The sequence below is a fragment of the Aliiglaciecola sp. 2_MG-2023 genome (assembly GCF_030548145.1).
GTDB lineage: Bacteria > Pseudomonadota > Gammaproteobacteria > Enterobacterales > Alteromonadaceae > Aliiglaciecola > Aliiglaciecola lipolytica_A.
In genome coordinates this window covers 22,981-36,654 of sequence record NZ_JAUORY010000031.1, presented here as the reverse complement: position 1 = coordinate 36,654, position 13,674 = coordinate 22,981, and the positions used below count along the sequence as shown (strand labels likewise).

Here is a 13,674-nt window from a genome sequence, read left to right as displayed (position 1 = left end):
TCCTGAAAGTAGACGAGTCACGGCACTGTAGGGTGCCATCACCCGTCACTTGAAATGTGCTTAAAAGTTATAAGCGAATTCAACGCCATACTCAGCAAGCGCTGAAGGGTGGATAAAAGATCCGCCAAATTCAGGTGCTGGAATGACTTCTTGTAAATATTCTTCGTCGGTGATGTTTTTGCCGTAAATCGCTAGTGTCCAGTTATCCGCTTCTAGAGCAATGCGCGCATTTACAGTGAAAAATGAATCACGTTTAGCATTATTGAAGTTTTGTGAATGAGGGCCCGGTGGAACACCGCCACCTAAGGTGCCGAAAAAGTCCCAAATTGTAGGCGTTTCTTCACCTTGTAAGGTGTGGAAATAAGTTTCACCCGTGTATTGATAATCCACTCGAGTGGTTACCCAAAACTCATCGTTGATAGGCTTCTCATAGCTAAAGCCTAATGTGTAGGTTGTATCAGGTGACTGCGGCGCTTTGTTGCCAACAGTGATTGGACGACTGCGGTTTTCTTTGATTTCTGAATCAAGTAAACCAAGCCCTGCAAACACTTTAAAGCTCTCGGTAATATCCGCGGTTACATCAAGTTCAAAACCTTGAATTTCAAGCTCATCAATAGTACTCACAGCACGCAACAAACCAAAAGGTCCGGCGAAAAACTCGAAAAACTGATTGTCTTCAACGTTGGTTTTGAACACCGCTGCATTCAAGCGAACCTTGTTATCCAGCAATTTAGATTTGATGCCCAACTCTATATTAGTGGTAACTTCTTTATCGTAATCATCCGTTACCAATAATTGTGCATCCACTGCATCACCAGGATTACCAGTACCTGAGCTGTTGAACCAAAAATCTAAAGTGGCTTGGGTACCCAGTGAATTAAAACCACCACTTCTGAAGCCGACCCCGTAACTGGCATACGAATTAACGTTATCGGATAATTCATAACTTAAAGTAACTTTGGGTTGGAATTGGGCAAATGAGCGACTGCGGTCTGGAATACCATCTGGGTTACCAGCAAGTCCAGGGTTAATTAGTCCAACTTCGCCATCAACAATAGTATTAATGTTAAGGCCAGACGCGGTCACATATGGCACGTTGTTAGATACTGTTCTGTCTTCATGGTCGTAACGCAAGGCAACAGATACTTCTAGTTTTTCGGAAACATCATATTCCACTTGACCAAACGCAGACAAGACCGATGTGTCATAAGTATCATCGAACAATAAATCGGTCGGATTAGGCCCAGATGCAGGCACATAGGATTGACGCAAGAACCCTTGGCCTTGATCAGCACCATAGGCGACCACTACATCACGGTCAATTTCAGCGAAATACAGACCGGCAATCCAGCGTAAATCAGCACTGTCGTCATCAGAGGTAACTCTTAACTCACCACTGAAATCGGATTGACTGCGTTCTTGATATTGGTATCCATCACACGAACTAGGTGTGTATGGTCCATACACGCCAGTGAATTCCACGCCGGGAGGAAAGATGCCGAAGGGTGCGAAAAATTCACCAAACAAATCGGTTCTATCAGCACCACCTAACGCAGTTGGCGTGTTATTCAGGGTGGCACGATCAGTTTGACACTGAGGTGTTAACTCATAGCCATAAAAGGAAGCGCTGGTGCCATCTGATAATAATGTTTCTTCAAGATCGTTATACGACAACACACCGGTAACATCGTAACCGTCTAAATCCCAATCAGCTTTAATCGAAAGTTCAGTGCTGTCTTGCTCGTTTTCACCTGGTACGTTGAAGGCAAAAATGAAGTCATGATCATTAACGTCGGCATTGTAGGCGGGCTGATTAAATGCCTCAACAAATGAAGGTAAAGCGAACACAGCATTAAAGTTAATAGCACCACCTTTAACACTAGAAACGCCGGCTCTCATATCAAGCGTAAGATCTTCACTCACATCCCACATTAAGCGCCCTTTAAGGGTGGTATCTTCTAGAAAATCTACCGAGTCTTCACCGGTGAAGATGTTCTCGTAATGGCCATCAATGGTATTATAACTGGCGGTAATTCGTCCTCTGACTGTTTCACTTAGACCACCGCTAATAATACCATTTATACGCTGGGCGCCAGCATTACCAACCGCCACTTTAACGCTACCTTCAAGCTCATCGCTAGGCAAAGTGGTGGTGACTAGAATCGCACCAGCAACCGCATTACGTCCATACAATGCCCCTTGTGGGCCTTTCAAAATTTCGATTTGGGCAATATCAAGCAGCTCTCCGTTAAAGCCGTTTGGATTGGTCATCAACACCCCATCTACCACGTAAGCAAAGGTTGATTCAGCATCTCGAGTGGAGACAATACCGCGGATATTAACCTGTGTGTCACCTACGTTTGCCGTGTCGACAATATTCACGTTGGGCACAAGCGAGATAAAATCACCGGGACGCTCGATCCCCGCAGTTTCGATATCTCTGGCGGATAATGCACTCACAGCGATAGGTACTTGTTGTAAGCTCTCTGGACGTTTTCGCGAGATACTGATTAACTCAATAGTCTCTTCTTCAGCTTGGCTATCTTGCGCAAGGGCACCACCGGCAAAAGTAGTTGAACTTGCTAACATTGATATCGCTATAGCATTACCTAACTTATTTCGGGTAAATCTAAGCATGTTGTGTTCCCTCTTGGTTATTTTTATTATTGCGTTTCAATCTTCGCCACAAGGTGGTTTGGCTAATTCCTAAGTACTGAGCAACCAGTTCCTTATTCCCGTTAAATTTCATCATTGCCTGGTTTAGCAATTCCTGCTCATTTTTTGCGATTGCGCCAGTTTGTTCGGTCCCACTTAGCTCAAATAGCTCGGGAGCTAGCTCAATCAATAATTGCGACACTCGCTTACTGGTCACATCTTGAAATGCTGAGCAATAAACTAATAAGCGCTCAACAATATTTTCCAGTTCTCGGATATTTCCTGGCCAATCATAAGTGGTAAAGATGGGCGTTAATTGCTGGGTTAAGCGCTGAATAACATCATCGCTCAAGCTACCAAAATTAAGAGTTGTCAGTTTATTTTTGGTGATATTTTCAATATCATCCCGACGTTCTTTTAAAGAGGGAACATTGATGCTTAAAACATTTAGGCGATAATATAAATCGTCTCTGAATAAGCCTTGTTTCACTTGTGTGGCCAAAGGTCGGTTGGTGGCAGCAATGACTTTGAGGTTAACTTTAAATTCTTTTTGAGAGCCAATGGGCCGATAGGTTTTTTCTTGAATAACGCGCAGTAATTTGGCTTGTTGAGGTAAGGTTAACTCACCCACCTCATCTAAAAATAACACGCCATTTTCCGCTTCATATAGCAAACCGTGTTTGCCGCCGCGCTTAGAACCGGTAAATGCGCCTTCCACGTAGCCAAAAAGCTCACCTTCAAACAACTCACTGGGCATTGCTGCGCAGTTAATTGCGACAAAACGTCCATCGGCAAACTGACTTTTCTGGTGAATACGCTTAGCTATCATTTCCTTACCAGTACCGGACTCTCCAATAATCAACACATGACTGGGAGAATTCGCATACAGGTCAGTTCGTTCAATCAAATCCGTCATCACTTTGGATTTGTAAATCAGCGGTTGCTCAAGGGATTGGTTTTTCTTAGGTGACAGTATTTGCGGTGTTTGGGCATAAAATTGGTAGATATCAAACTGACTATTGGTCATCATGATGGTGTCTTTATGAAACCACCAATCAGTTTCATTTAACCGACACTTACCGTCCGACACATCAGCAAATTGACTGCTATGCAACAAATCTGAAATCTCTTGTTTGTTATTCGAGTCAATTGCAAATTCTGTTTTTGCAATGGCATTGGACGTCAAAACATCAGTATAGTTATCCACCACTAAAATCGGGGTTTTGGAGTCTTCACTTAACCATTTATAAATAACTTTTGCATGCATTGAATCCCGTTGCTTGCGGCCAAGGATAACCGCCTCTTTCAAGACTGCACGACAGGATTCTTTAGAATAAATTAAGAATGACTTAATGTTGTCTAATAACGCCAAACCACATACCAAACTGGCACCCACCACCACATTATCGGAGGTTAAATGTGCCAATTGATACATTTGTTTAGCATCTTCAGCTGTTTCGTATTGATGACGAGTGATGTTTATTGAAGTGCTTGTGTTTAACAGGCTAACTAAACTGCTGTAGTCATCGTAGGTAATAAGATGGATATCTTTACTCACCTTTGATGCTTTTAAAACAGCACTAACGATATCTGACTCTGTCACGGGGATAGACAAGACAGGTACATCTAAGGTTGTTTTTAAGTAAGCCGAATTGCTGCCTGCACTTATAACTAAGTCAGGTTTGAAAACATGAATATGAGTGTTAGCTTCATGAATAGTGCCAATAATCGCATCTACGACTTTGCATTCGGCATGCTCTTCAAACTCTTCTAATACACTACTAACCAACTGGCTAAATTCTTTATGGCCAAAGATTAGAATGCGAATTTTTTGACTTTGCTTTATCAATTTGTTGCAACCTGAAAGTAAAAATTGTTAGCAAATTAACATAGCACGGTTCATGCCAAAAACAATGAAATTTAAAAAACCTTAAATATCAACACTTTAATTTAAAACCCAATTTCACTTTCAGGTTGAAAATTTCAAATTGAAATAAAAAATATCACTTTGAAATAAAATCATTCATTTTGAAATTCAACTTTTCGGTGTTTCAGTCAATTGTAAAATAGCCCCGAATTTATCATGATCTGCAAGATCGCAGATTGACCATTGTTGCAGACCCGTTCTTTTTTCCAGATTGTTCAATTCGAGTTTTTGTAGTGACTCATCAATTGATTCTGTGGCAAATGAAAGCAAAAAAATACCTTCACCTTTGTTTGCCAATATATCCGCCACTACCCCTTCGTTGCTCAAAGGCTGTACCAAAACCAACAGGCTTTCACCGACCTTAAAGCGAGCTGTTTTAACCAGCCTTTGAGGTAATTCTTCAATCGTCGCTGATTGAGTTAACAATGTTTGGAAGTAGCTAACCGATTTGTCTAAATCTGCGACAACAAAATTTATATGATGAATATGAGTGATCAAAATGTACTCTCCTGATTAGCGGCTATAAGCAAGCAGCGTTGAGTAAAATATTGTCTATCAAATAAATTGCGCGTGCCCTGATGTATCAAATCTTGCTTTAACTGCATGTCTGAATGATCGACTAACGGGTATAACTCTGCCGTTAGACAGTTTTATCGAAGCGCTGTGCCCTTGTTCTCGATAGCTACTTGCTGCGTCAGAACTAATCCAATACGAGCGATGAGTTTGAAATCCGTCTTGCCCAAACATTTCGCCAATTGCGTCTTTAAAACGAATGTAAATTAGCTCTTCTTTTGAACCCAGAACCACCCGTGTGTAGTGATCCTCTGCTATCAAGGCTAAAATTCTTTGCTGATGGGGGGCTGGCAGTCGACTTTGCAGTCGGGGCAATTGATCGACCATAATGAAATCAGTTTGCTCATCATTAACAGTGTTCAGTAGCCAATTTCGAAAGCGTTTTACCTTCGAGCTGTCCGCGGAATAATTAAATCTGCTGACACCCAGTACAAATAAATAAAAATAATTAGCAGCAACCCATAAGCTAACTCCAAGTAACCAATTGGAGATCGTGACGACTATATCCAAATATCGAGAAGTGCTTTTTAGAACATGTCCTTCTTGAACAAAATCGCCCACTAGAAAATCTCTAAAATGACTAGCTGGAATCCAAAGAGCAATACCAATGGCAAATCCAAGTATGAGAACAGCTAAGAAGGGAGCTCCTAATGGTTTTAAAAATAAAGCCACCAATTTGCTACCTATCGCTAAAAACTGCCATGACAAAAGGGTTGAAACTAGCCAGTAAACTAAGTGGCCTTCAATGCCAACAAGGGGTTCAGTACCAGATTGAGATAGTGCAAAAAACAAACCTAACCCCAAAGGAATACCAATATAAAACGAAAGAATTGTTCGATCTTGTATTGCCAAGGAAATAGATTGCCATACTTTTTTAAACATCATTAGTACCCAGCGCCCTTATCATTATAAAACAGCTAGATTCATCGTTTTATAATATGTATAAAACAAACAATTGAATGCAACAACTTGCGCTGCGCGAATAGCACTCACGGAATAAGTGCTGATTAATTGGCACAATCTAATGCCACTTTTTCTCATTTTGTTTTCAATGTAAAACTATTATCTAACTGAAAAATATCGACAATATGGACATCCGTGTTTAAAGATCAATTGCCTAAAATTTCCCTATTTACATTTTTCAAGAGGAAGGTAAGTTGTCGCAAATATCTCGTAAATTTATTTACTACAACAAACAAAGCACTGTTCATGCCAAAATCCAAAATTATTTAAATCAATTAAAAATCAAAAAGTTAATAATAATATTCGATATCCGCTCAGTCTCAATATTTCATAGTGAACAATTTATGTTCACTTTGAAAAATAATATGTTGTTAATTCCCTAGTGTAAATTCCCTAGTTTCATGCGAGTTTGATTAACTGATAACTACCTATTACTGAAACTATTTTATCCCTTGATGCAATACCACAGATTTCTCAATCACGCACAATAGCCTTGCAACATAAAACCCATCATCATATCTTTATAACATTATTGTTTGCATTTTTCACACAACTAACACAAAAAGTTGGTCTGCAATTCGCGAAGCGCGAATGGTATTCACGAAATAAAGCCACCTTTTACGAAAACATAGTAGACCTAAATTCAGCTTATCCTACATATTGTTTGTGGAAACATCACAGCCAATCAATAGACTAATTACATCAAAGGATAACCATGAACAAAAAACTATTAAGTGTCTTTGTTTTGATGAATATGAGCGGGACAAGCATATCAGATAATAACTTTTTTTCTGCTGCCTATGCCCAAGACAAAACTGATGCAAACGAGAATGCAGATATAGAACGGATCGACGTCGTATCTTCTCGAAAACGCGATGAGTGGATCCTCGACGTACCATTAGCTGTCCAATCTTTTTCTGCAGAAGATATTGAAAAGGCCGGTATTGGTAACTTAGAAGATTTAACCTTGTTCGCGCCAGGATTAGATTTCAAAGATCAAGGCGGACAATTTGCTGGACGATTATTACCGGCAATACGCTTTCGAGGCCTTACCTCTGAAAGCACATTACCATCTAATCAAGTTGGTTCACTCTTTATCGACGGTGTATATGTACTAGGTGGCGCACAATCCATAGGCTTTGAAGATATTGAGCGAGTGGAGGTTATTCGTGGCCCACAATCAGCATATTTTGGTCGTTCAACATTTGGTGGTGCAATTAACTATATTACCAAAGACCCGTCAGGCGAATTTGGTGGTAAGTTTAATGCGGCATATAGCCCGAACTTCGGTACTAGTAATATCTCATTTTCTATAAACGGTTCGATAATAGAAGATGTATTAGCGGCAAGTCTGACCGGGTCAGGTTTTAAAAATGGATCCGCTTACACAGCAAATGACGGCGGAACTTTAGGGGAACAAACCACTAACGCTGCGCATTTATCTCTTTTATATACTCCAACAGAAGATTTAAAAATTAAATTTCGAGCATCCTATGTTGAAGATGAAGATACCGCCCCTGCCGCCACAGCGATTCAATTTAGTGAATTTAGTAACTGTGAAGCCGGTACTCCTGTAACTGTTCTTAACGGAGATGGTGTTGCCACTGAAACAACTTTGGGTGGAAACTTGTGGTGTGGAGCTTTACCTGAGATTTCTGACGGTGTAGTTGTTTCTCGTAACACCACCTTTCCGATATTCGAAGATGGTGGAGCCTTTTTGCCAGAGGTAGACGTTCGAGACTTAATGGTAGGAAATAGTCGTGGTGTTCAGGATATCGAAGATGCCCCTTACCTTGACCATTTTGGATTACGTCGCCAAATGATTAGACTTGCCGCTAGTTTCGAATATGTCATAAATGACGAGTTTGATTTGGATGGTAACATTTCCTATAACGACCAAGATTTGATGGGTATTCGTGACGGTGATAATTCTGACGGAGAATCTGTGTATGTTGGTACGCCATCATTCTTTGAAGACTTTTCAAGTGAAATACGCTTAAGCTACGATGCTGGCGGAAAGTTTAGAGCTTTAATGGGTGTCAATTACTATAAACAAAAAATCCATGCTGCATTTTCTAATGGTGTAGAAGCGACCAATTCAATTTTGTTCGATACTGCTGAAACGCCATTTGAGGTGCGAATAGTTGGTGCACAAAACTCAACTCCAAATGATGATGAAATCAATACCATCGGAATATTTGGTTCCGTAGATTACTACTTTACAGAAAATTTAGGATTAACCCTTGAAGGTCGTTGGCAGAACGATTCAGTGACACGATTCGGTGGCACATTTGGCGAACCAATTGCAACCGGAGAGCTTGAATCAACAGAGTTCCTACCTCGTGCGATTTTCAAATGGAACCCAACTGACAATATGATGACGTATGCAAGTTATTCAAAAGGAACCTTACCGGGTCAGTTCAACAGTTCCTTTGTTGCCTTAGATCCTGAAGATAAAGCCATAGTGCAAGCAGAGAATCCTGGTTTACAAGATGAGGTACCGCCTGAATATCTAGATAGTTACGAAATTGGGGTTAAACAATCATTAATGGAAGGCAAACTAAGCTATTCAACCGCTTTGTATTCGATGATTTGGGAAAATATGAAATCAAGCATATCCTTTTTACCGCCTGGCGCTACTGGCTTTCAAAGTGGTTTTGTATCTGGAGAATCAAAAATTAAAGGGGTAGAGTTTGAAGGTGGCTATGTAGTCAGCAACAACTTTGATATCTCGCTAACCGCGAATTATACCGATGCAAAATATGAAGACTATTCATTAACCGGTCTTACACCTTTATTTAATTTAACCACAGCAGATGGATTTAAAGTGGATGGTAATACCCTTCCTCGTTTCCCAAAATGGAGTGGTAGCCTATCTGGTACTTATACCAATACTTTAGAGTTAGCAACAGACTGGGATTGGTATACACGTGTAGATATTTTATATAACGGTAAAACTTATACTGATTCATATAACCTAACGTGGGTAGACGCATACCAAAAAGTGAACTTAAAAGTTGGTTTCACACGTGATGATCTTTCAATTGAGCTATATGCCGATAATTTACTAGACGAAGATGGTTGGGTAACAGGCGCAGGTTTAGCATTCTTCGGTGAAGTACCTGTTAAAATTTCAACATTAAATACGCTCCGAGCTGTGCACGTTACAGCTATGCAGCCAAGAGAGCTAGGCGTTAGGTTATCACTAGCGTTTTAAACATTAACTTTGAATGAGGCTAAAGAATGTTCAAAAACTCTAAATCAGAGGGAAAAATGAAGTTAAATAGACGTGAGTTTATGGCCGGTGTCGGTATGGCTACCGCTCTACCATTAGTTGGATGTGCTGCTAGCTCTGCTAGCAGCGCAGACAGCGCAAAAAGCAGTTCATTTACTGATGACTTTATTGTTGCTCCACCGTTATCAGGCCCGCGAATCAACTTAGCCAGAGCTTATAAAGTCATGGATATGTTGAATATTGACGCCCTAGTACTCGGACAAGGCGTCAATTTTTACTATTCAACTGGGCATCGACCAATTACCTTAACGATGGGACATGGTCCTAATTCATTTTCGATTATTACCCGTCAAGACAATATGCCAAATGGTTTAGTTATGCCGTCGTTTACATACTACTACCAGTTAGCAGATGTAATTGCTCCAGATGACTTCTCGACTTATATGTATAGTGGGCATCGAGGCACAGATAAGAATGATCCATCTGCAAATCAAACTGCCAATTTGATGATATTCCCAGATCGGCATTTAACCAGTTTAGATGAGATTGAAAGTAGTCGTGAGAATCGTACCCGGGAGACAGCCAAAGAGTATGGCGCTTTTGTTGGTTCTCGAGCTGCATTTAAAAAGGCATTTAGCGATTTAGGTCTAACCAATGCGAGAATAGCGACAGATAACGCTGCATCTTGGGAATTAATATCAACAGCTTTACCCAATGTTTCGATTGTTGATGCAGATGACGCATTGCGACGTATTCGTCCCTATAAATCAGATGTAGAAATTGAATTGATGCGTCGTGCAGCGCCAGCTAACGCTGAAGCAGCTATTGCGGCGGTTAAATCAATACGAGCTGGTGCTACTTATCGTGACCTCAGGCGCATTTACTATGCTGAGGCTGCTAAACGCGGCAACACCGGCGAGTTTATGGTGATAGACCGTGTGAGTGCAGATTTATTTGACGCACCGTTTAGAGATGGTCAGTCGTTCTTAATTGACGCGGTTAGTCATGCAGATGGTTATCATGGTGATTATGGACGCACTGTATTTATTGGTGAACCGAATAAAGAACTGGCCAAAATCACTAAGACGATTGGCATGGCGTGGGACGAAGTAAGGCATTCAATGAAACCTGGGATGAAATTCTCAGATATCACTGCCTTAGGCCAATCTACGTTGAAAAAGTTAGGTGGCGATTACAGAGTGTCATTTTCACCGCACAGTGTTGGTCTTTATCACACAGATCATGTGGGTAAAATGCCAGGCGCAAAGTATGAGAATCTTGTGTTAGAAAAAGGCATGATTCTTAGTGTCGATTGTCCATTACTAGAGGCTGGAATTGGTGGGTCTGCGCACTTAGAAGATCTAACCTTAATAACGGCTGATGGTAGTGAAGCGATCAATAATGTAGGTGATCAAACGATCATTATTTGATGCAATTAAGCAATCCAAATCAGCATAAAAAATGCCTCTCTTGAGGCATTTTTTTGTTATCGGTATTTTAACTTAAATTATTGATTTGCCGCCTTCCTTGCCGTGGCACGAGAATATTGGTTAAACAATGCTCTTTGCTCATCAGTGCTTTCACCTAATTGCACCCGCACCGGCGTGCTTGAATGCTTATGATAATAAACATATTCCATTACGGCGACGAGTCCACGGGCATTTTCAAATATGATAGGCATACTCTTTTTTTCGTCTTCATCATTTGAATCGTTTTCACTGACACCTAACCAATAACGTTTCACAAAATTTAAGTCATTATACCAATCCCAAGTTAACTTCTTTAGCTCTTTATCGGAAAAGGTAAAAAACGTGGCAATGTTATTTTCTAAAATCACCGGCATATAAGTAAATTTGTCCATCTGCATATCATTTAAAGTGCAAGATTCAAGCAGGTTCAATATGTATAAGTTGGCTACACTGCTTTTGCTAATTTTAATAAAATAGGTTTCATCTTTACCAGAGTTCTGATTTGAGTTGCTTGATGGAGCATAGTCGATTTTATAACAATCACGAACTTCCGTAATGTTTAGTGGAGCATCAAAGATAGTTACGCCTTCATTCTTAACGATTTCAAGGGTGGTACTATTATCTATGTACCGACTATTAGTGCCGGAAAAATCATTAAGTGCATTTTCGGCTGATGCTATTAAGTAGGCTGTTTTATACCCCTTCAAAAGCATAACCTCGTCGTCTTTATCAATGACCTGCTCGGTGGTGATGACAGTATAAGGTGACGAACAAGCACATAATGTTAGACAGATTAGTACAACAAGCGTTTTAGTGAATTCCCACATCATTTTTCCCTAGTGACCTATATTTATCGTTTTTAGAATGTCTTAAACCTGATTGTCTCTTATCGATAAAGATTAAGTCAATCAGTTACTTAATTAACAACACGATAACAACGAATTGGGTAAAAAAACCAAACCACAATCAAAATAAAAGGAAAATAGACAATCACGACTGATGGCAGCGTTAGAACAAGCATGACAACCTAAATTAATGGCCTAGGATGCTATTGCCTCTTATCTAGAAAGTATTGATTGTGTTCAAGGCAGATATTTGATTGATAAAAAGCCAATTTAAGCGTTAAATAATCTTTCAAACCTAAACATAGAGACGTTGTCGTGAAAAGAGTGACTGGATTAATATGGATATTGTTAGTTAGCTTTAGTATTTCTTTTTCGGCAAACGCTGAACGTGTTTATGAAAAGCAAGAACCTCCCCGTGAGCTGACGGCCGAGCAAGCAACATTGGCCGCCAGTAATTATAAGAAGTACTGTTCATTGTGTCATGGTGATGATCGCGAAGGTCATAAAAACGACCACGCACCTTCGTTACGTAGCAAAAGTTTATTTGAATCGGGCGTTCCACACTCAATATTACGTCCTATGTCTTATGGTCGCCACGGCACTGCCATGGGGGGTTACTTAGATGAAGTGGGCGGCCCCATGACGTTGGATGAAACTTGGGATCTAACGTATTGGTTATTCTGGCAGTCTGGGGCGCAGAGAGTAAAACTAAGTGAAAACCCTGTGAATGGCGATATAGTCAAAGGAGAGACTATTTATCAGCAAAATTGTACCACTTGCCACGGTGAAAACGGCGAAGGTGTTACCGCTCCGGCGCTTTTTAACCCCTCTTTTTTAGCTCACAATAAAGATGAATTTATTCGTTACGCCATCGAAAAAGGTCGCGAAGATACGCCTATGCGAGGCTTTTCCGACAAATTATCAGAAACTGATATTGATAATCTCACTGCCTTTATTCGCAGTAAAGCCAGTGATGCTAAAATTAGCAAGGTTCCGCTAAAAGCGCTGCCCACACCGGATCAATACGTCATTAATCCACAAGGGGAAGATCCTAATTTTAAATTGGACCAGGGCAAATATGTATCCTCTAAAGACTTACATGCCGCCATGCAAGCGAAAAAACGTATGGTACTGATAGATACCCGAGTGACGTCAGTATGGCAACGGGCCCATTTAGCCGGTTCAGTGCCTTTTCCTTACTATTCTGATATCCAAAGTCGAGTGGGAGAAATGCCCAAGGATGTATTGATCGTCGGTTATTGCTCTTGCCCACGGGCAGCGGCAGAGTACGTAATGGATAAATTTAACCAAGCAGGTTATGCCAATACGGCTGTGTTGTATGAAGGGATTTTTGGCTGGATGAATTTAGGCTATCCGGTGGTACGTGCAGAGGGGCTAGAATCTTTTGAGGAAACGCCACAAGGACATTAACCTAATATATCTGTTTTTAGCTCATTGTCCATGTTAACTGATGTTAACATGGCTTTTTTAATAGTCTTTATATGATGGAATTTTAAGGGAAGCGTTAGCAACACTGACTTCTAAGAAAAACGAAATCAATCCACCGGTGATAAGCACCATTCCCAGAATAAACATCGAAATAATAGTCGTATCCAAATTCACCACAGTCAATCCATTCATCAGCAATAAAATAACATCCAGACACACGGTCACAGCTGCTGCTGTTAAAAACGTAACAGCCCAGTTGGCAAAGCGCATTCTGCGGCGTAGGGCTTTTAATTCATTTTTAGCTTTTTCGGTAATCTTAGATGGGTCAACATCACCAATTCGTTCAAAGTAACGAGCCCGATCAATGATCCTCGCTAAACGGCCGGTCATGACGTTCATCATTTGACCCATACCAACAATTAAAAACACCGGTGCCAGTGACAATTGAATCAGTTCAACAGCAGATTCATTTAAATTAAGTTCCATTACTTCCCCATCATTTGATTTGTGATGCTCTTATACCAAATGAATAGTGGAAATGTACAGAACTCTTGACAA

9 protein-coding genes are annotated in these 13,674 nt (G+C 40.5%); 3 read left to right on the top strand and 6 right to left on the bottom strand.

Going from position 1 to position 13,674, the window contains the following annotated elements; genetic code table 11:
- Window positions 1-60 precede the first annotated feature (60 nt).
- The 4 genes from Q4567_RS20605 to Q4567_RS20590 all read right to left on the bottom strand — a co-directional run bounded on the left by Q4567_RS20605 (window position 61) and on the right by Q4567_RS20590 (window position 6,037).
- Window positions 61-2,637, bottom strand: coding sequence for a TonB-dependent receptor (locus Q4567_RS20605; RefSeq protein ID WP_216046368.1), 2,577 nt, complete (start codon window positions 2,635-2,637; stop codon window positions 61-63).
- Complete coding sequence (locus Q4567_RS20600; RefSeq protein WP_252728674.1) at window positions 2,630-4,504, bottom strand: sigma 54-interacting transcriptional regulator; 1,875 nt, start codon at window positions 4,502-4,504, stop codon at window positions 2,630-2,632. Before Q4567_RS20600 ends, Q4567_RS20605 begins: the two co-directional genes overlap by 8 nt.
- Window positions 4,505-4,690: 186 nt before the next feature.
- A complete protein-coding gene (locus Q4567_RS20595; protein WP_216046367.1) occupies window positions 4,691-5,080 on the bottom strand; it encodes a VOC family protein in 390 nt (129 codons plus the stop codon).
- Between the two features lie 57 nt (window positions 5,081-5,137).
- Window positions 5,138-6,037 carry a LytTR family DNA-binding domain-containing protein gene (locus tag Q4567_RS20590; protein WP_303502106.1) on the bottom strand — a complete coding sequence of 300 codons (900 nt, stop codon included), beginning with the start codon at window positions 6,035-6,037 and terminating at the stop codon, window positions 5,138-5,140.
- A 796-nt stretch (window positions 6,038-6,833) separates the two neighbouring features.
- Here Q4567_RS20590 and Q4567_RS20585 point away from each other — a divergent pair.
- Entirely contained in the window at window positions 6,834-9,335 is a 2,502-nt protein-coding gene (locus tag Q4567_RS20585) for a TonB-dependent receptor (protein ID WP_303502104.1), read from the top strand.
- Between the two features lie 56 nt (window positions 9,336-9,391).
- Window positions 9,392-10,783 carry a Xaa-Pro peptidase family protein gene (locus Q4567_RS20580; protein ID WP_303502102.1) on the top strand — a complete coding sequence of 464 codons (1,392 nt, stop codon included), beginning with the start codon at window positions 9,392-9,394 and terminating at the stop codon, window positions 10,781-10,783.
- A gap of 77 nt (window positions 10,784-10,860) precedes the next feature.
- On the opposite strand, the gene Q4567_RS20575 is transcribed toward Q4567_RS20580, so the two are convergent.
- Window positions 10,861-11,649 carry a hypothetical protein gene (locus Q4567_RS20575; RefSeq protein ID WP_216046363.1) on the bottom strand — a complete coding sequence of 263 codons (789 nt, stop codon included), beginning with the start codon at window positions 11,647-11,649 and terminating at the stop codon, window positions 10,861-10,863.
- Window positions 11,650-11,982: 333 nt separating this feature from the next.
- Between Q4567_RS20575 and Q4567_RS20570 the strand changes: the two genes are divergently transcribed.
- Window positions 11,983-13,098 (top strand): c-type cytochrome, encoded by a 1,116-nt coding sequence (locus Q4567_RS20570; RefSeq protein WP_303502100.1) that lies wholly within the window; start codon window positions 11,983-11,985, stop codon window positions 13,096-13,098.
- A gap of 57 nt (window positions 13,099-13,155) precedes the next feature.
- On the opposite strand, the gene Q4567_RS20565 is transcribed toward Q4567_RS20570, so the two are convergent.
- The gene (locus tag Q4567_RS20565) at window positions 13,156-13,602 is read right to left on the bottom strand and encodes a DUF2721 domain-containing protein (protein ID WP_216046361.1); all 447 of its coding nucleotides are present in this window, start codon (window positions 13,600-13,602) and stop codon (window positions 13,156-13,158) included.
- Window positions 13,603-13,674 lie beyond the last annotated feature (72 nt).

Excerpts from the sequence above, each read along its gene's own strand:
- Q4567_RS20605 (WP_216046368.1), bottom strand. The coding sequence starts at position 2,637 with ATGCTTAGATTTACCCGAAATAAGTTAGGTAATGCTATAGCGATATCA.
- Q4567_RS20565 (WP_216046361.1), bottom strand. The coding sequence starts at position 13,602 with ATGGAACTTAATTTAAATGAATCTGCTGTTGAACTGATTCAATTGTCA.
- Q4567_RS20580 (WP_303502102.1), top strand. The coding sequence starts at position 9,392 with ATGAAGTTAAATAGACGTGAGTTTATGGCCGGTGTCGGTATGGCTACC.
- Q4567_RS20585 (WP_303502104.1), top strand. The coding sequence starts at position 6,834 with ATGAACAAAAAACTATTAAGTGTCTTTGTTTTGATGAATATGAGCGGG.
- Q4567_RS20575 (WP_216046363.1), bottom strand. The coding sequence starts at position 11,649 with ATGTGGGAATTCACTAAAACGCTTGTTGTACTAATCTGTCTAACATTA.
- Q4567_RS20590 (WP_303502106.1), bottom strand. The coding sequence starts at position 6,037 with ATGTTTAAAAAAGTATGGCAATCTATTTCCTTGGCAATACAAGATCGA.